Raw genomic sequence first — 19,931 nt, forward strand, 5'->3', positions numbered from 1 at the left:
AGGACTGTTCGTGGATTTATTTCGAAACAAATGGTTTAAAGCCTTACTTTGGATTTTGACGATATTCTTAGTCATCTGGGTCGGAACAAAAATCTCATTTTTATTCCAACCGATTAAAGTAATGTTAGCCCTGATTTTCCCCCCGCTGATCATAGCCGGTATTTTTTACTACTTTACACTTGGAATTGTCGATACGCTGCAAAAGCGAGTCAAAAAACGTGGTCTCGCTGTTTTAATCGTCCTGCTTGGGTTTCTCGGTGTCATCACGATTGCTGTGGCTTCCATCGGACCGATTCTGGTTGAGCAAGTCTCGGACTTCGTAACGAGCATTCCGAATCTGGTCGTCGAACTGCGGGACCAGACGTTGAACCTCCGGGATCAGTTGATGAACAATCGACTCATTTCCAACTGGGTGCATGAAAATACCGATTTGTTTGATAAATGGACGAATGAAGCGACGTCTTATATCGGAACGTTGTTCAAGTCGGTGTCGACTTCTGTCGGGACGATTTTCAGTGTCATTTCTTCTACCGTGCTGATCATCGTGCTCGTACCGTTCATTTTGGTCTATATGTTACTCGACGGCTACAAGTTTCCGAATTCCGTCGTTAAACTCTTGCCGAAAAGCTATGAAACGGAAACACGAAAAATTCTTCACGATATGCATGTGACGGTCAAACATTACGTCAACGGTCAAGTCATCGTCTCGTTATGTGTCGGTCTTATGTCGTTGATCGGATTCTTCATCGCTGACATTCAATATGCGTTGCTGCTGGCGCTGTTCTGTACGGTCACGAATATCATTCCTTATCTTGGACCTTATATCGGAGCTGTCCCTGCAGTCATCGTTGGTTTTATCGACGATCCGATCAAAGCGCTCTACGCGATTATTACGATTGTCGTCGCCCAACAGATTGAATCGAATCTGATTTCACCGTATGTCCAAGGGAAGACGTTGAAAGTCCACCCGCTGACTATCATCATCGTCTTACTCGTTGCCGGAAAAATTGCCGGGATCATCGGTGTCATCCTAGCGGTCCCGACCTATGCCGTAACGAAAGTCGTTGTTCAAAACATTGCCCGGATTTATCGTTTGCGCCAACAAAAGTTGGATGTCCAGATCGATGAGTCACGGATCATTACCGATTCGACGAAATAAGAAAGACAAACCCTCTGCTGACGATGAAAGCAGAGGGTTTGTACTTTGTCGCTGAGAGGGATATGGTAAGAAGATAAGTTTCACAACTTCGACTCATTTTAGTTTATAAATTGATTGGAATCTTTTTTATAATGGTTATAATGTAGAGTAGAGAACGAAAGATAGATGAGAATGAAATCTTTGGACGTAAGGGGTAGAGCGCATGCATATCGTAGTTGTCGGTTTAAATAATAAGACGGCGCCTGTATCAATCCGCGAACAAGTCTCATTTGGGGAACATGAGATGAAGGGAGCGGTCGTTGCGCTACGTGACGAAAAAAGTATTTTCGAGAGCGTCATCGTTTCGACATGCAACCGGACGGAATTATATGTCGTCACGGATCAGCCGCATACAGGGCGTTATTATACAAAACGTTTTCTGGCGAACTGGTTTGGTTTGACAATGGAAGAATTAGAGCCGTATTTGTTCATCCACGAGGGATTTGACGCAATGAAGCATCTTTTCCGGGTGACAAGCGGACTCGACTCGATGATTGTCGGTGAAACACAGATTCTCGGACAAGTGAAGACCAGTTTTTTCACGGCACAAAAACTCGAGACGACAGGAACGGTTTTCAATAAATTGTTTAAAGAAGCCGTCACGCTTGCGAAACGAGCGCATGCTGAAACGGGAATCGGTGAAAATGCGGTGTCGGTCAGCGCAGCTGCCGTAACATTGGCGGAACAGTTACTTGGATCGCTCGAAGACAAATCCATCGTGGTCATCGGTGCCGGAGAAACAGGCGAATTGACGACACTTAACTTGTATGAAGCGGGTGCCCGTGATATCACCGTCTTTAACCGGACGCTGGCCAAAGCCGAAGAAGTGGCGAATCGTTTCGAAGGATCCGCACATTCGATCAATGAAATGCAATGCGGTCTGCTTCGGGCTGACATCGTTATTTCTTCAACCGGAGCAAAACGAGCAATCATCAAACGTGAAGACATTGCTGCAGCACAATTGTTCCGAAGTGATCGTCCCTTCCTGTTGATTGATATCGCGGTTCCACGTGATATCGAACCGACTGCAGGTGACTTGCCGGGCGTTCATTTATACGATGTCGATGATTTGACGTCAATCGTCCAGCAAAACATGGCAGAACGAATGAAGGAAGCCGCAAAAATCGAACGGCGGATTGAAGCTGCGATTGCTGAGTTCGAAGGATGGATGACGACGCTTGGTGTCGTTCCGATCATTACGGAACTCCGTGATCAGTCGCTTAAAATCCAGCAAGAGACGATGCAAAGTCTGGAGCGGAAGTTGCCGAATATGACAAATCGGGAAAAAACCGTGATCGGAAAACACATGAAATCGATCATCAATCAACTGCTTCGCGAACCATTATCCTATATTAAAGATGCAGCCGCGAAACCAGATGCCGATCAACGGATTGCGCAGTTCATGGATACGTTTGCATTAGACGAAGAACTGTTTGATAGTGCCGCCGAGGAAATGGTGTTACAAGAAGAAACAACAGCCGAACGGAAAGCTGTGAATCGGTGAACATAGACCGAATTGTGTTACAATAGAAAAGCATGGGGCGGACTTGTGCCGCCCCTTTATTATTGTACAGGGGGATTTCAGCATGCGAAAAATCATAGTAGGTTCACGTAGTTCAAAACTTGCGATGACACAAACGAAATGGGTCATCGAGCAATTGAAACAAGCAGGTGCACCATACGAATTCGAAATCAAGAACATCATCACGAAGGGTGACCGCATCCTTGACGTGACACTATCTAAAGTTGGTGGTAAAGGATTGTTCGTCAAAGAAATCGAACAACAGATGATTGACGAAGACATTGATTTTGCCGTGCATAGCATGAAAGATCTCCCGTCTGAATTACCGACAGGACTCATCATTGGTGCGACACCTTCACGAGTCGATGCGCGTGATGCGTTGATTACGACGACAGGCGGCGGACTGGACTCGCTTCCGGAAGGGGCAATTGTCGGAACGAGCAGCTTACGCCGTGGTTCCCAATTACTCAAATTACGTCCGGATTTAAAAATCGAATCGATCCGTGGGAACATCGATACACGTCTTGAAAAGCTGAAGACAGGTCCGTTTGACGGCATTCTGCTTGCTGCTGCCGGTCTGCAACGGATGGGCTGGTCAGAAGACGTTGTTTCGGAATACATTTCGACCGACGATATGATTCCGGCGGTCGGACAAGGGATTTTGGCAATCGAATGCCGGGCGAACGATCAAGAAGTCCGCGACTTGCTGAATTTGATCCACGATCAGATGACAGAAAAAGTAGCTTTCGCCGAACGTTCTTTCCTAGCAGCAATTGAAGGAAGCTGTCATGTTCCTGTCGGTGGATTTGCGACGATCAATGAAGATTTGTCGACGACACTCGTCGGATTCCTGGGTTCAGTGGACGGGCAACAAATCTTGCTTGAACGGGAAACATCACTTGATCCGATGCAACTCGGTCAAATGGTAGCGACACGCCTGCTCGATGCAGGTGGTCGTGAAATTCTCGCTTCTTTACCGGATGATTTGTAATCAACTTGTCTTGACGGCGAGTCGGCGGCCGACTGCAGAGCAGGTAGCGCGTTTAGCGGCACAGCAGATTGAAGTCGTCCATCATCCCGTCATCGAAACGATTCCCGTCGTGTTTCAATTACCGACGGAACTCGATTGGCTGATCGTGACGAGTCCGACGGGTGTCGAACGTATCCAGTCACAGCTTCCGTCTTTGGATGACACAAAGATTGCCGTCGTCGGATCGAAAACGGCGTCTGCGTTAATCAAGCAGGGACGGACACCTGATTTCATACCATCCGCTTTTACAGGGGATGTGCTCGTCGAAGAATTACGACCACTTCTTGAGACTGGTCAACGGATTTGTTTTGCTCGCGGAAACCGGTCACGTCAAGAACCGCTCGAACGATTAAGAAACGCCGTTGCGGCTGAAGTGCTGGAAGTCATCACGTACGAAACGAAGTTACGGGTGATTCCACCAGATGTGTTGCAACGCGCTACGTATATTGGTTTACAAAGTCCTTCAGCTGTCGAAGCGATTGCACCATTTTGCAAAGAAACGACCGCGACCTATGTGACGATCGGCCCCATCACTGAGCAAGCCGCTCGACGATTTGGTTTGACACCGCTTTTGGTCGCTGCTGTCTATACACTCGACGGACTGATTGACTGTATCTTAGAGGAGGAACTGTTATGAATACATTAGAATTCGCACGTCACCGCCGCTTGCGTAATACGGCGTCATTGCGCTCACTTGTCCGGGAAAATCATCTGCACAAATCCGATTTGATTTATCCGTTATTTATTGCAGAAGGGGATGACATCAAACGGGAAGTCAGTTCGATGCCTGGTGTGTTCAACTTATCACTCGATCATCTCGAAGCAGAAATCAAAGAAGTCGTTTCACTGGGTATTGAATCGGTCATCCTGTTCGGCGTCCCGCACGATCATTTAAAAGATGAGCAGGGGACAGGGGCATTTCATGATCACGGGATCGTTCAAGAAGCGACACGACTCGTTAAAAAAGTTGCACCGCAACTGACAGTCATCGCGGATACATGTCTATGTGAGTACACGTCAACCGGACACTGTGGCATCGTCGCTGACGGAACGGTCGATAATGATGCATCGCTTCCGTTACATGTCCAAACAGCTGTTTCACAAGCACGTGCCGGTGCCGATATCATCGCACCGTCTTCGATGATGGACGGGTTCGTGGCAGCAATCCGCCAAGGACTGGATGAGAACGGCTTCAGCCATATCCCGGTCATGAGTTATGGCGTCAAGTATGCTTCCGCGTATTACGGACCGTTCCGTGATGCGGCAAACTCGGCTCCTGGTGAAGGGGACCGTAAAGGCTATCAAATGGATCCTGCCAATCGTCGGGAAGCATTCCGTGAAGCAACAGCGGATGTTGATCAAGGAGCAGACTTCATGATCGTCAAACCGGCCCTTGCCTTCATGGATATCATTCGTGACGTCCGCGAACGCGTGGATCTGCCAATCGTTGCGTACAACGTATCGGGTGAATATGCGATGGTCAAAGCGGCTGCGTTAAACGGCTGGATCGATGAAGAACGTATCGTCATGGAGACGATGCTCGGATTTAAACGGGCCGGTGCCGATCTAATCATCACCTATTTCGCGAAAGACATTTGTCGTTACTTGGAGGGGGCGAAATGAGCTTAACGAATCAGAACTCAAAATCAAAAGCGGCGTTTGAACGCGCCTTACCACTCATGCCGGGTGGCGTCAACAGCCCGGTTCGCGCTTATAAGTCAGTCGGAATGACACCGATTTTCGCAGAACGTGCACAAGGTTCGCGGCTTTACGACATCGATGGAAAAGAATACATCGATTATGTGTTGTCATGGGGACCGATGATTCTCGGTCATGCGGATCCGATCGTGACAGCAGCGATTCAGGAACAAGCGACACGCGGATGGAGCTACGGAACACCGACGGAAATCGAGTCGGCGATGGCAGAAGTCGTCATCAGCCGGGTTCCATCAGTTGAAGTAGTCCGCATGGTCAACTCGGGGACGGAAGCAACAATGGCCGCGCTTCGTCTCGCACGCGGTTACACCGGGAAAACGAAAATCCTGAAATTCGAAGGCTGTTACCACGGTCACGGCGATTCGCTATTGATTAAGGCCGGATCAGGTGTGGCGACTCTCGGACTGCCGGATTCACCGGGCGTACCGGCACAAATCGCCAGTATGACATTAACCGTTCCATACAATGATATGGATGCGGTCCGGATTGCGTTTGAAAAACACGGCGACGACATCGCGGGTGTCATCGTGGAGCCGGCAGCTGGAAACATGGGCTTCGTTCCACCGCAACCCGGATTCCTCGAAGGACTGCGCGACATCACGGAACAGTACGGCACACTCTTGATTTTTGACGAAGTCATGACCGGTTTCCGCGTCGGCTTCAACTGTGCGCAAGGATACTTCGGTGTCACACCGGATATCACATGTCTCGGTAAGGTCATCGGTGGCGGTATGCCGGTCGGTGCTTACGGCGGACGTCGTGACATCATGGAACAAATTGCGCCGCAAGGTCCGATTTACCAAGCGGGGACATTATCGGGTAACCCGCTTGCGATGACAGCAGGGCTCGCGACATTGACGCAGCTGAAACCGGAACATTACGAAGAATTTGACCGGAAAGCCGGTCGACTGGCGGAAGGGTATCTCGCAGCAGCGGCCAAATACAATATTCCGCTGACGACGAACCGGGCGGGCGCCATGTTCGGTGTCTTCTTCACGGATCAGCCGGTGACGAATTTTGAGCAGGCAAAATCATCGAATCTCGACATGTTCCGTTCGTATTATCAAAAGATGGCGGCACGCGGTGTCTTCTTACCACCATCGCAATTTGAAGGACTCTTCTTATCGACCGTTCATACGGACGATGATATCGAACAGACACTTGCAGCGGTCGAACTGACGTTCAAGGAATTGCAACTCGAATTTAATCGTTAAGGAGTTCTTGACGCGCTACGGACGTCTCGGATAAAATGAAGAAAGATTAATTTGGAAAACAGCGATGACGGGAAGAGTAGTCAATCAACGGACTGTTATGAGAGAACACATCCATGGCTGAGAGATGTGACAGGACGTCCTGATGAAGGTCACCCCACGAGCTGGTCTCGTAAGCAACAGCAAGCGAGATCCGGATTGCCGCACGTTACGCGGGCTAGAGGGCACTCTGCAAAGAGTGAACTAAGGTGGTACCGCGGAAGAGCAACGGCTTCTTTCGTCCTTAGATGAGGACGAGAGAAGCCGTTTTTATTATGGATTAAAGGAGCGATTCAGATGCAGGAATTATCAATGCCAACAAAATATGATCCGCAGGCAACGGAAGAAAAATGGTACGACTTTTGGATGAAAGGGGAATACTTCAAAGCCGATCAGGATCCGGAAAAAGCACCGTATACGATCGTCATCCCGCCACCGAACGTCACCGGGAAATTACACCTCGGTCATGCCTGGGATACAACACTTCAGGATATGCTGACACGGATGAAACGGATGCAAGGTTTCGACGTCTTGTACCTGCCGGGAATGGACCACGCCGGAATCGCGACGCAAGCTAAAGTCGAACAGAAGCTCCGGGCGGAAGGAAAGTCACGTCTTGAAATGGGACGTGAGAAGTTCCTTGAACAATCATGGGCATGGAAAGAAGAATATGCTTCAACAATCCGCGAGCAATGGTCGAAACTCGGACTCGGACTCGATTATTCACGGGAACGGTTTACACTCGATGAAGGTTTGTCGGAAGCGGTTCAAGAAGTGTTCGTTAAATTGTATGAAAAAGGCTTGATCTACCGTGGTGAATACATCGTTAACTGGGATCCGGCGACGAAAACAGCCATCTCGGATATCGAGGTCATTTATAAAGACATCGAAGGTGCTTTCTATCACTTCAGTTATCCGTTGACGGACGGAAGTGGTCACGTCGAACTGGCGACGACGCGTCCGGAAACGATGCTCGGCGATACAGCGATTGCCGTCAATCCGAAAGATGAGCGTTATGCACACCTCGTCGGAAAAACGATCACGTTACCAATCGTCGGCCGGGAAATCCCGATTGTTGCCGATGAGTACGTTGATATGGAGTTTGGGACAGGTGTCGTTAAAATCACGCCGGCCCACGACCCGAACGACTTTGAAGTTGGAAACCGTCATGATTTACCACGTGTCCTCGTCATGAACGAAGACGGCACGATGAACGAAAATGCCGGGAAATACGAAGGCATGGATCGTTTCGAATGCCGTAAGCAGATCGTCGAAGATCTGAAAGAATCAGGTGTCCTGATCAAAGTCGAACCGCATCTGCATTCCGTCGGTCACTCGGAACGGTCGGACGCGATTGTCGAGCCGTACTTGTCGCTCCAATGGTTTGTTAAAATGGAACCGCTCGCTGAAAAAGCATTACAAGAGCAACAAGGGGAAGACAAAATCAACTTTATTCCGCAACGTTTCGAAAACACATATGTCCGCTGGATGGAAAACATCCGTGACTGGTGTGTCAGCCGTCAGCTTTGGTGGGGTCACCGGATTCCGGCTTGGTACCATAAAGAAACGGGCGAAGTCTACGTCGGCAAAGAAGCACCAGCTGATCTCGAAAACTGGGAACAGGACAATGATGTGCTTGATACATGGTTCTCATCCGCCCTTTGGCCGTTCTCGACGATGGGCTGGCCAAACGAAGGTGCAGCTGATTATCAGAAGTACTTCCCGACGTCAACACTCGTAACGGGTTACGATATCATCGCTTTTTGGGTCTCACGGATGATCTTCCAATCGTATGAATTCACAGGCGAACGTCCATTCAACGATGTCTTGATTCACGGCTTGATCCGTGACTCCGAGGGACGGAAAATGTCGAAATCACTCGGTAACGGGATTGATCCGATGGATGTCATCGAGAAATACGGTGCGGATTCGCTGCGCTGGTTCTTAACGACCGGTTCAACACCAGGAAACGATTTACGTTTCTACTGGGAGAAAATCGAAGCGACATGGAACTTCTCGAACAAATTGTGGAACGCGAGCCGCTTTGCCTTGATGAACATGGATGGACTTACGCATGAGCAAATTGACCTGTCCGGTGAGAAATCACTTGCCGATCAATGGATTCTGACACGTCTGAACACGACGATTGATGATGTGACGCGTCTGTCAGACAAATATGAGTTTGGTGAAGCCGGTCGCGTTCTGTATCACTTCATCTGGGAAGACTTCTGTAACTGGTACATCGAGATGGCGAAGTTGCCGTTAAACGGTGAGGACGAAGCAGCGAAATTGACGACACGTTCGATTCTTGCCTATACGCTTGATCAAATCATGCGTCTGATGCATCCGTTCATGCCGTTCATCACGGAAGAAATCTGGCAACACTTACCGCACGAAGGCGAAACAGTTACACGTGCCGCTTGGCCGACACGGAACGATTCACTGGACTTCCCAAAAGCTGTTCCGGCATTTGAAGCCGTTCAGAACGTCATCCGTTCAGTTCGGAACATCCGGGCTGAAGTCAACGCACCGATGTCGAAACAAATTCAGTTGATGATTGCAACGAGTGACGATCAAGTCCAGCATGATTTAGAAACAAATCTGTCGTACTTGAAAAAGTTCACGAATGCGTCAGAATTGCTCGTTGAACGCAATATGACAGCACCGGAAAAAGCGATGAGTGCCATCGTGACGGGAGCAGAATTGTTCATTCCACTTGCTGACTTGATCAACATCGAAGAAGAAATCGCTCGTCTGAACAAAGAACTCGTCAAGTATACAAAAGAAGTCGAACGGGTCGAGAAAAAACTCAACAACCCGGGATTTGTCGGGAAAGCACCGGCACATGTCATTGAAGAAGAACAAGCAAAAGCACAAGACTATAAAGAGAAGCGGGCGGCAGTTGAAGTCCGAATCAGCGAACTCGCAAAATAATCTTAACAGTGGCTCAAGTTTTCTTGAGTCACTTTTTTTGAAGGAGTGAACCAAGCGTGAGAACACGAGAAGATGTGTTGGAATGGTTATCGGCGTTACTGGCATTTGGCATCAAACCGGGACTGAGTCGGATGGAAGCAGTACTGGAGGAACTTATGATTGATCCGGATGCGATTCCGACGATTCATGCCGCGGGAACAAACGGAAAGGGATCAACGGTCGCTTTTTTGCGGGAGATGGGTGTAGCCGAAGGATTGCAAGTCGGAACCTTTACGTCACCGTATATCATTCAGTTCGAGGAACGGATCATGTTGAACGGTGTACCAATCAGTGAAGCGGATCTGGTCGAGGCGGCTAATGTGGTTCAAGCTGCAATCCTGAAATTAGAACCGGTAATTGGGGCATTGACGGAATTTGAAGCCTTAACGGTGCTCGCTTTTTATCATTTTTATCAAATTCGTCCTGATTTTGTGATTTATGAAGTCGGACTCGGTGGTTTGTACGATTCGACGAATGTCCTGAAGCAACCGAAAGCCGCCATTATTACTTCGATTGGGCACGACCATCAGGCTATCCTCGGAGATACGCTTCAAGAGATCGCCCTACAGAAATTCGGGATCATCAAACAAGGCACACGAGTCATTGCCGGGAAACTGCAGGAAGAATTGACGGTGCCGTTGATGGCCTATTGTGGCGATCGGCAAGCGAGTCTGTCCTGGAGTCAGGAAGTCATCCGGCATTACCGGCTGAGTGAGACAGGAACATGGGCAACCTATGAAGGCATTCCCGAGACACGGCTTGGACTGGAAGGGATGCATCAAGTCCACAACGCGGCCAATGCCGTCGTCTGTGCCAAACAACTGGGATGGTCGAAGACCGCAATCCGGCGTGGACTGCGGAATGCAACGCATCCGGGTCGGTTTGAAATCATCTCCCGTAAGCCGCGGATCATTTTGGACGGTGCCCATAATCCGGAAGGGGTGACGGCACTTGTCGAACGTTTGAAGGAAGAGTCAAAACCGGTCGTCGTCCTCTGTTCGATCTTACGGGACAAGGACCGCAAAGCGATGCTCAGGCAGTTACGGGAAGTGACACCGGATATTTACGAGACGACGTTTGATTTTCCAAGGGCGCGAACACTGGAAGAATTGGAGATGGACGGAGCGAAGGCGATGGAACTCAACAGCTTTTTCAAGGAAGTGGATACGGCCGACAAGACACTTATTGTCACGGGTTCCCTTTATTTCATCAGCACGGTTCGCACATTACTTAAGGCACAGTCTTTTACAAAAAAGGGGAAACACTGAAAGAACTTGTATACTAATGGTGGGGTAATATAGTCCTAGATTTTATGATCTTACGACGAGGAGACGATGGAGATGCAACGTTGGGTACGTCTGTTTTTAGTCAGTCTGTTGATTTTTACCAGTATTACGTATATACAACCACCACATACAAAGGCTGAAGCCGGAGAAAAGTTTAAGATTTTAGAAATCCGAGATGCCTGGTCAGCAACAAATCGGATTGATCCGAATACTGTCATCACATCCATGTTGACAGGACTGGATACGAGCCGGTACGAGATTAAGATGATGACAGTCAAGGAACTGAATGCGTCGCGTTTCCCGCTTGATGGAGCATTTGATGCGATTGTTTTTGATCCGTCAGCTTTTTCGGGAACAGACCGTTATTCGATGACTGTTTCAGATACGAAAAAAAATCATAATACGAACAAGATTGAAAATGATATTACGAAGCTGAAAGCGAACGAAATCTACAGTGCTTATGTCCAAAAGGGTTTACCGGTCTTTTTACATCAAGATGTTCTAGCACAAACGTCAAGTAATTTTAATTTGATTTTTAAAGGTACGCCTACCTATACCGATATTGCGGCAGTCATTACGAAATTGAAGAGTCAAAAAATCGTTCGCCCTCGTCTGGAGCGGGTTTCCGTTCAACAACAAGGGACGGTCTTGGCAAACGTCGATAAAAGTACAACAGCTGTTCCGAACGTACCGATTGATTTCACGTACACGACAAGCCTTGAAAATACGAACCAACTCGCGCGACTCTATATTGATTTTGACAGTAATGATCAATTTGAAGAATCAGAAAAGGTTGATGAAAAACCTGCCGGGAAAACAGGTACACTGAGCTATAATTTTGATGCGCCAAGTTATACCGGTCCACGGAACTGGATGATTCGCGTTTCTAGTAGTGACGGTTTGACGGATTATAAAACCGGCAGTTTTTTAATGAAGGATCAGGTCGCGGAAGCGAAAATTCTTCAAGTGACACGGACAGGAACGACCGGATCCATCAATGGATTTATGAATACTAGAACGTTACTGAAGCAGGATGGATTTTATGACTTTAATGTCGAAGTCATCACTGCAGACACATTTAATCAAACGTATTCGACTAAGAATTTAAATACGGCTTACGATATGTTAATTTTTGGTTTTCAAGATTCTTATGGTGCCGCATCTTTGAGTGACGCTGCATCGAACGCGATCCTTGGGTTTACGAACACGGGCCAAGGATTGATGTTGTCTCACGACACGATTTTCCGTCCGAATCAATCAGCGATTCCCGAGCTGTTCTGGGAAAAGAAGTTTGCTGATTTAGCAGGACAAAAGAATTTTACGAATATGGGCTATGCGGCGCCGCGTACATCGGGACAAGCAGTTAAGCAAAACGATGGTGTCATGACAACTTACCCCTTCACCTTAGGAAGTAATGTCTTAATTGCAACGACCCACAACCAATACTTTGGACTGGACTTGGAACAACCTGATTTAATTCCATGGTATAACATTCGCGAAAATAGTGTTGCCGCCTCGAACCAAGATGCCGGTCGAACAGTTGGCGACGCAAGAAATCATTATTATATGTATACAAAAGGAAATATCACCTATTCGGGTGCTGGACATACTTCGACATTCAGTCAACAGCAAGAAAAAGAACTGTTTTCAAATACAATGTACCGCGCTTTTATTGGAGCAAACCATAAGCCGCTCATTAAAAATATCTTGCCGGATAATCAAGCCGGTTATTTGAGTAATGAGCCACTTACAATTTCGTATAAAGTGAATGATTATGATTTACGGGATCGCCAATTAAAAACACGTATTTATATCGATAACGAAAAGGTATTTGAGAACGATAAATTGAAAAATAATTCCTTTGTCAGTCAGACGTTTAACGGTAAATTGGCGGGGAAAACGTCAGCCGTGATTCGGATTGAAGCCGAGGACCAGCGTGGAGCGAAGACGGTTGAAACACGAACGATTCAAATCGTTCAGCCCTCTGCTTCATCGCCGTTCATCTTATCACGTTCCATCGATCCGGCTACAATCCCGCAAGGTGAAACAGCTGACATCACCTACACTGTCAAAACAAGTCCAATGCTCCAAAAAGATGCGATTGGAAATAATGGGTATATCATGGGGCAATTCTCTGTCACGATGGAGAACATCCTTTTTAGTGAAAATTTCCCGACAAATGTTGATGTCATTTCAGCGACCGGACTCGGTAACGTTAAAATTGTGGATCAAAAATTGACTGGAGATATTCCGGATATTGAATATGATGAAGCAATCGAAGGTGTCCATAAAGGCTTATGGATTGCACAGCCGTCTGAACTCACCTTTACAGTGAAAGTTCGGGCGAAAGACAGCGCTGGTACTCATTTATTTGATAAAAAAGACAATATAGTCAGTTCGACCAAAACGATTTATCGCGATAAAAAGAATGGAAAAGACAAATCGTCATCGGTGTCCAATGATACACAAGCTTTCCCGACGATAGGGTATGCTTTATCAAAACCTTATGCAACAGAAGTGAAAATTCCGTCAGTCCGTATCGATCTCAATACCCCGTCTTATAAAGTGTTGCCTGATATCAGCCCGGCAGGTAGTCAATACGGGACGTTGAAGTGGTCGATTGCAGACACAGACATTGCGACGATTAACCAAGAGGGAATCATTGTGCCGAAGAAAATCGGAACGACGGATATCAAACTGATTGTCCCTGTCGCAAACGGTAAAGAACTGGTCGCGACATCAAAATTGACCATCAACGATGTATTTGGCGGACTGATTGTCCGGGATGTTCCAAATGTGTTATATGTCGGACAAACAAAATCAATGACTGGGGATGCCATTATGTTGTCCGGAACGGATGCCCCGATCAAATGGATTGTTACGAATCCTGGGTTTGTTGAATCCAAGGGGAAAGAAACCGATACGTTGTCCTTAACCGGTGTCAAACCCGGTATACTGACCGTACAAGCTGTCGTGCCAGCGACCGTGGGAACGACGACTTATCTGGCACAATCACAAACCTATTCGATTGAAGTCAAAGTACCGGAACTGACCGTTACGCCTAGCAACCTGGAACTTTGGGCTGGGACGACGCAGGACGTAACTGCAACGTTCTCACCGGATATTCGCTTACCGTTTGTTCTTTCGAAAGTCAGTGATGCTATTGAACTGACTGCGACCGGTACCGGATACACCGTCAAAGGATTGACCGGGACTCCAAACGGTCCGATTGATGTACTGTTACAGTTAAAAGATTTCCCAGATACGCAAGCGATCACTAAAATCAATGTGCGTGAAAATCCACTGACATTGACGGCGAATGATTTGACGATGACATTACAAGATGATCAAAAACGCCCGCTTCTCAATTGGCTACCCGTTACGACGACGGAACGTTTCTATCGTCTCGAAGTCTTGCAAGGAAAAGAATACGTCAAGACGGATGCGACTTCTCAGACGCTGAAGGCACTTCGTCCGGGTGTTGCCCGCGTCAAGGTCACTGCCCTGAAAGAAGACAAGACTGTTTTTGAAGTATTGAAGGACGGAGAGAAAGAGAAGCAACCGTTGACGACGACGTTTAAAGTCACGATTTCATCTGAGGGATCGGCAGGAGAAAGTGATACGGATGTGTATTAAAGAGGAGCCAACGACGTGACACGAAAAAAAATCATGACCGTCGTTCTCCTGTTCTTGATTGGAATCGGAGGAACGACGTATCTGTTAATCGATTATCGAAATCAACAAACCTTTGAAGCAAGCCTCAAGGCAAGTGATGCCACTAAGTTGCAACAAGCAGCAGAAGCTGTCAATTTATCGACAAAAGAACGAAACCGGTATATCCGGCAGTTTCAAGAAACACTCGAGTACGACAAAGCACTCGTCCTGTTGGACCGGACAAGTGCTAAAAACCAAACCAATTGGTTTTATGTCGCGCAGTTTGCTCCGACGAATGTCGTAGCGGATTGGTTGCAAGCAGGCGCGTCCGTCCGACAAGTGAACAAGGAACGACAAAATGTGTTACATGTCGCAACAAGTGTCAATCGTTCGGTCGATGCCTACGCGTTACTCGTCAAACAAGCAACGAAACGCGAATTGAACCAGCAGGATCGATTCGGTCATACCCCACTCTATTATGCAACCGTCGATCAAAACCAAGAAGCGATGGAGCTGTTACTGGCAGCGGGTGCTTCGCCGGACAAAGGGAAAGATCGCCCGATTTACGAGACCGTCAAACAAAACCGGAAAGACCTTTATCAAGTGTTAGAAAAAAGCGGCGCCTCAGCAACACGTAAACAAGTGAAACAACTGGCTGAAACGTATGGTGCAGCATCTTTTGAGTAACTGAAAAACACGACATCCGCTGTTGACGGGTGTCGTGTTTTTGTTTGTCATGGAAGCCGTTTCGGCGTCTCGACATAGAGTTGAACGGCTCGGCTGAGCGGAAGCATCGCTGTTGGATTTTGAAGAACACTCGCATCGTAAGTTAAACGAAGACGGGATTTTTCAGCATCAGCGGATTGCTTGGCCTTCATCAAGGTCTCGAGTGCTGTTACATCTTGCGGGAAACTGTTTTCCGGTAAATCAAGCGTTCCGCGGTAGGCATTGACTTCGAGACTGCCTTTCGTAAAGATTCCACCTTGCAGGTTCATCGTCGAACCAACGGAATAGATTCGGTTTAGCTTTGGATCATCGCTGTATAAAAAAGCACTCATATCGGGTGTTGCGGTTTTTGGTGTTGAAAATTTATTGACGCGGTTAATCGTCAAACTTCCTTTGCTGAGAAGGATCAAGGTATTCTGACTGACTGAACTGGCAATTCCTTGAATGTTCGCATCGTCCAGGCGGCTCGAGCCCGTCGAAAACATCGTCGTTGCAAAGCTGACGTTACCGCGGATCAGTAAATTACCGAGAACAATCATCGGCCGTTTGATTTCAAGTGGTCGATCGATGGGGTTGAGGGAAGAAATCGTCAAGTTTCCGTCGATGATAAGGGGTTCAGTGGAAGCTTTGACGATGTCGTCGGTAATGGTCACCGTGTTGTTTTCTGTTGGTGCCGGTCGAATCAGTTGTTTGTCTGTACTTAGTTCGTTTAAAAATGGACCTGATAAGACAGCCTGTTTGATCGGTTGATCTCGTAAGTAACTCGATAACGTGGCGAGTGGCGTGGTACTCGGAATATCTAAAAAATCGTTTAAGGCGAATTCAAAATCAAACGGGACCAAGGCGTCTTTTGTGGCCAACAAGTCCGTTTTGACGGTCGAGTCGAATACACTTGAATCACAAGGTAAAAAATCACGACAGCTCAATAACGGTTGGTCCTTTGGCTGGAATACCTTGACTTGACCATCGATGTAAGAACGGGCCGTTTTATCCGTATACTTCCCCGAAACACCATTGTAGATAAAGTTAGGTGACGCTGATACTTGCAACGGTTCCCGGGAAAAGATATTTCCCTGAATCCGCGGGGCGCCATTTAAAATCACTTGATTGTCCGAACCTAAGATGTAGTATAAAAAACTTGGAATCGCAGACAGATAAACGCGTTGCGAATACGTTTTTCGGACCGTCGGCTGATCGCCTTTTGTTTCTTCGACCTCTGCGGTCAAATCAAATGCCTTGACCCGGATGTTCGAGGCCGCCTCGTTTAAGACTACTTTGACATTCGGTGCGGAAGCCGCAAGCTTTAAAATGATTTGATTGGTTGGATCCTTAAATAATTCGGTGGAAGAACTGGTGGGATTGGTGCCGGCTGTCGTCGCAACGATTTGTTGCAGGGCAGCGATTGCTTGATTCAATTCATTTTGTGTCGCTGATTCGACTTCGATGTTCGTGCCCCGGATTTCCGTCAACCGGGTGGATTGTAGACTGATACCGATTGTCGCCACCGCCAGTACGGACAGAACGGTTAATGTCACTAATACAAATAGTAGGGTGTAACCTTCTTCAGATTTTCGCATAGGTCGTCCTTTCTCCCTTAAAAGCCGATCGTACTCGTCAGGGTTTGTGTTTCTTCTTGATCAACGGACCGGATGGTTAAGGTAATCGTCAAGATGCCGTGAATGACGTAAACCCCAGGGGAATCGCCGGTCGTAATCGTGACCATTTCCGGACGTGATAATGTAAATGTTTTTTCAACGCGTGTCTGGTCATTGATGCTTTCGGGCGGTCCTTTATAAATCAAAGTCGTCTGTTCGGTTTGTTGCTCAGCAAATGTATAAGTGATCGGATCGACCGTCTCGTCTGTTTGGTCTTGATTGGCGTTATACGGTACAAAACCGGCCGACCGTTCAAGCAGCCCTGTTGATTGACTAATACTTGGCAGTGTTTTTTTATAAAATGACAATTGATTGAGTTCGTCAATTCGAATAGCATCAAACCCGGTGATTTCATTTAAAATCAAACCAACCGAACTGTCGGCTTCACTCCGCAACTCACTGATAATGCCGGTTGCCTGAAAGCTTTTTGTTCCCGAAATAAACACCGTTAGGATGACCGCACTAAAAATCGCAGCAATGACGATTGCGACCAGTAATTCAACGAGTGAAAACCCGTCACTTCGTTGATGGAAAACTTTGATTAAGCGTCGCATTCGTAATCGATCCTTTCAAGGAAGTAATGGGCTCTGATTGTCCGTCTGGATAGACATAAACATACAAATCGAGCAGATTGGGATCCGTTTGTCCGTTGATTTTACGTGGAGTGACACTGAACTTCACATCGAACGGTAAATTATTTATTTCGGCGTCATTGAAGATTGAGTCACAAATAGCCGATACACCACATGACGGCGTGTTCGGCGTCGGCATTACAAAAGCTCCATTCTGATAGGTTGCCTGTTGGGCTTTGGTTTTCAAGTCATTAAAAACAAAAGGACCGGACTCTGCTTCGACGGCTTCCCGCTCGATATAGGAGGCAGCATTTTTGGCGAGATAATTGGCAAACGTCAATTTGGTGCTATCCCGGGATGCGGCGAGGGATTGGGAAAAGATACTGATTAACGATACAGAAATAATCGATAAAATCGTAATGCTTACTAATACCTCAATTAATGAAAAACCAGCTTGCTTGTTTGGCACGGATTCACCTCATGTCTAAATCAATAGGATTTCTGGACTAAAAATTAAAAAAAGGTATGTATTCACACGTAGAGAAAGTATTTGTCAGGTAGGACTTATGTTTCATCATAATATTCATTATAATGGAAATACTAGACACCTGAAATGGTTATTTCATACGGAAAGGAAACAGATGATGATAAATTTAAAACGTTTTGCTGTACATACGCTGTTGCTAGTCGCCTTAATCGCCTTAATCTATGTTCCTTCGTTTGCCTTGATTTCCTTTACCGGCAAAGCAACAGTCTCGGAAAACTTCTCTGACACGGCGCGTATTGGTTCTGTTCCCGTCAGCGGATTGACACGGAAAGAAGCAAAACCGAAAGTGCAGGAAGCAGTCACGTCCTGGTCTAAAAAAACACCATTGACCGTCGGGACAGGAGAAGAAACATTGCCAATTCCGACTGAACTGGTGACATTTAAAATTGAGGAATCAATCAAACAAGCGTCCTTAAAAAAAGGTGGATCTTTAGAGGTAACTGTTGATCAAACAGCGATGGAAGCCTATCTCGCCTCACAACCGATTACATATACAGAAGAGCAGGTGAAGACGTTCAACACCTGGTTAATCAAAACAAGTGAAAAATTGGAAGAAGGAAACTTTGATCCGTCTGAAACGGCAGCAGCGATTGATCCGGCGGGTGAAGTCGTTTCGAGTGTCACGTTCATGACCCGTTCGGCAGCAGAAGAACAGATGATTGACGCGATGGCTCAAGTCGACATTAAGGCCGGTCAATTGATGAATGTGAAGACATATGGGATGGATCCGATTGCGGCCTCCTTCATTGGCAGTAAACTGTATGAATTATTTGCGAAAACGCCATTTGAGATTGTCGAACGGATGCCACATGCGCAGTTACCGGACGATATCACGCTTGGTTATGATGTCAAGATTGACGAAAAAACCGATTTTGCCGTTCGGAACACACAAGCGGTCAACTACCAAGTCGTAGCGACGAAGAATGGGAGCGATGTCACACTTGAATTACGCGGGACACCGTTCAAAGAAACGGTTTCTGCCGTACTGGAAGCGGAAAAAACAATTCCGTACCGGACAATCACACGCTATTCTGCAACGCTATCTGCGGGAACAAGCAGTGATACGCAATCAGGCATCGAAGGAAAATCAATTGAGTTGTATCGTGTCACGAAATCAAATCAAGGAGAAGTCAAACGATTACTGGCCCTTGATTTTTATGCAGCCACACCAGCCATTGTGACGAAGAGCAGTCAAGAAGAGTTACCGCCTGTCGTCACACCACCGGCAGAAGAACCGTCAACCGACTCGACGGACGAGACGACGAATGATGAAACAACCAATGACTCGACAGATAACTCAACAACTGACTCAACGGATGGAACAACAGACGGAACGACGACACCAGAAGAACCTGTAACACCGGAGCAACCGACAACACCAGATACTCCGGATACACCAACAACAGGGGACCCGGCATCTCCAGTCGAAGATGATTCGACAGAAGGCGCTGTCGGCTGATTTTCCTAAAAGAAAAGAGGATGAACATGAACTGGACGGACTTAGCAATCGAGCTTGGCATCATTATCGGTCTTGCGACCATCATTTGTGGTTTGATGTTTGCGATTCAAATTCCTTTTGTCACGACTACAGCAGCAAAAGTGATTCTTTCATTGACGGCGCTCGTCTTGGTCAATTCCCTCTATTTAATCGTCAAGTTTGACTGGATTTCGAATCCTTTGGTCATTGCCGGTTATATCGTATTGATTCTCGTTGTAACGGCAATTACGAGTGTCGTGGATGAAAAAAAACAAAAACTGACACCACTTGACGAAGAAGAAACATGGCACGCGGAAGGATGACA

At 47.0% G+C, this 19,931-nt stretch carries 15 protein-coding genes; 12 read left to right on the forward strand and 3 right to left on the reverse strand.

What is annotated here, in order from left to right:
- The first annotated feature begins 10 nt into the window (after positions 1-10).
- The 10 genes from P402_RS0105590 to P402_RS0105635 all read left to right on the forward strand — a co-directional run bounded on the left by P402_RS0105590 (position 11) and on the right by P402_RS0105635 (position 15,316).
- Positions 11-1,159: an AI-2E family transporter gene (locus P402_RS0105590; RefSeq protein ID WP_026827793.1), complete on the forward strand. Its 1,149-nt coding sequence runs from the start codon at positions 11-13 to the stop codon at positions 1,157-1,159.
- Positions 1,160-1,361: 202 nt separating this feature from the next.
- Positions 1,362-2,702: a glutamyl-tRNA reductase gene (gene hemA / locus P402_RS0105595; RefSeq protein WP_026827794.1), complete on the forward strand. Its 1,341-nt coding sequence runs from the start codon at positions 1,362-1,364 to the stop codon at positions 2,700-2,702.
- A gap of 82 nt (positions 2,703-2,784) precedes the next feature.
- Complete coding sequence (gene hemC, locus P402_RS0105600) at positions 2,785-3,711, forward strand: hydroxymethylbilane synthase (RefSeq protein ID WP_026827795.1); 927 nt, start codon at positions 2,785-2,787, stop codon at positions 3,709-3,711.
- Positions 3,701-4,387, forward strand: coding sequence for a uroporphyrinogen-III synthase (locus tag P402_RS0105605; protein WP_026827796.1), 687 nt, complete (start codon positions 3,701-3,703; stop codon positions 4,385-4,387). Before hemC ends, P402_RS0105605 begins: the two co-directional genes overlap by 11 nt.
- A complete protein-coding gene (hemB, locus tag P402_RS0105610; protein ID WP_026827797.1) occupies positions 4,384-5,373 on the forward strand; it encodes a porphobilinogen synthase in 990 nt (329 codons plus the stop codon). Before P402_RS0105605 ends, hemB begins: the two co-directional genes overlap by 4 nt.
- Positions 5,370-6,680, forward strand: a complete 1,311-nt coding sequence (gene hemL, locus P402_RS0105615; protein WP_026827798.1) for a glutamate-1-semialdehyde 2,1-aminomutase — start codon at positions 5,370-5,372, stop codon at positions 6,678-6,680. The genes hemB and hemL overlap by 4 nt, the downstream gene beginning before the upstream one ends.
- A gap of 327 nt (positions 6,681-7,007) precedes the next feature.
- Positions 7,008-9,650 (forward strand): valine--tRNA ligase, encoded by a 2,643-nt coding sequence (locus tag P402_RS0105620; protein WP_200868732.1) that lies wholly within the window; start codon positions 7,008-7,010, stop codon positions 9,648-9,650.
- A gap of 56 nt (positions 9,651-9,706) precedes the next feature.
- On the forward strand, positions 9,707-10,957 hold the full coding sequence (locus tag P402_RS0105625; protein ID WP_026827800.1) for a bifunctional folylpolyglutamate synthase/dihydrofolate synthase: 1,251 nt from the start codon (positions 9,707-9,709) through the stop codon (positions 10,955-10,957).
- Between the two features lie 72 nt (positions 10,958-11,029).
- Complete coding sequence (locus tag P402_RS0105630; RefSeq protein ID WP_026827801.1) at positions 11,030-14,611, forward strand: DUF5057 domain-containing protein; 3,582 nt, start codon at positions 11,030-11,032, stop codon at positions 14,609-14,611.
- A 15-nt stretch (positions 14,612-14,626) separates the two neighbouring features.
- On the forward strand, positions 14,627-15,316 hold the full coding sequence (locus P402_RS0105635) for an ankyrin repeat domain-containing protein (protein WP_026827802.1): 690 nt from the start codon (positions 14,627-14,629) through the stop codon (positions 15,314-15,316).
- A gap of 47 nt (positions 15,317-15,363) precedes the next feature.
- Here P402_RS0105635 and P402_RS0105640 read toward each other — a convergent pair whose 3' ends face one another.
- From P402_RS0105640 to P402_RS0105650, 3 genes are read right to left on the reverse strand one after another with little or no spacing between them, the layout of a single operon-like run.
- Positions 15,364-16,932: a type II secretion system protein gene (locus tag P402_RS0105640; protein WP_026827803.1), complete on the reverse strand. Its 1,569-nt coding sequence runs from the start codon at positions 16,930-16,932 to the stop codon at positions 15,364-15,366.
- 17 nt (positions 16,933-16,949) lie between these two features.
- A complete protein-coding gene (locus P402_RS0105645; protein ID WP_026827804.1) occupies positions 16,950-17,564 on the reverse strand; it encodes a type II secretion system protein in 615 nt (204 codons plus the stop codon).
- Positions 17,527-18,051 (reverse strand): type IV pilus modification PilV family protein, encoded by a 525-nt coding sequence (locus P402_RS0105650; RefSeq protein WP_012370996.1) that lies wholly within the window; start codon positions 18,049-18,051, stop codon positions 17,527-17,529. Before P402_RS0105650 ends, P402_RS0105645 begins: the two co-directional genes overlap by 38 nt.
- 172 nt (positions 18,052-18,223) lie before the next feature.
- Here P402_RS0105650 and P402_RS0105655 point away from each other — a divergent pair, with 172 nt between their 5' ends.
- Complete coding sequence (locus P402_RS0105655; protein WP_026827805.1) at positions 18,224-19,588, forward strand: G5 domain-containing protein; 1,365 nt, start codon at positions 18,224-18,226, stop codon at positions 19,586-19,588.
- Between the two features lie 26 nt (positions 19,589-19,614).
- Positions 19,615-19,929 carry a hypothetical protein gene (locus P402_RS0105660; protein ID WP_026827806.1) on the forward strand — a complete coding sequence of 105 codons (315 nt, stop codon included), beginning with the start codon at positions 19,615-19,617 and terminating at the stop codon, positions 19,927-19,929.
- Positions 19,930-19,931 lie beyond the last annotated feature (2 nt).

It is taken from the genome of Exiguobacterium sibiricum 7-3 (genome assembly GCF_000620865.1).
Lineage (GTDB): Bacteria > Bacillota > Bacilli > Exiguobacteriales > Exiguobacteriaceae > Exiguobacterium_A > Exiguobacterium_A sibiricum_A.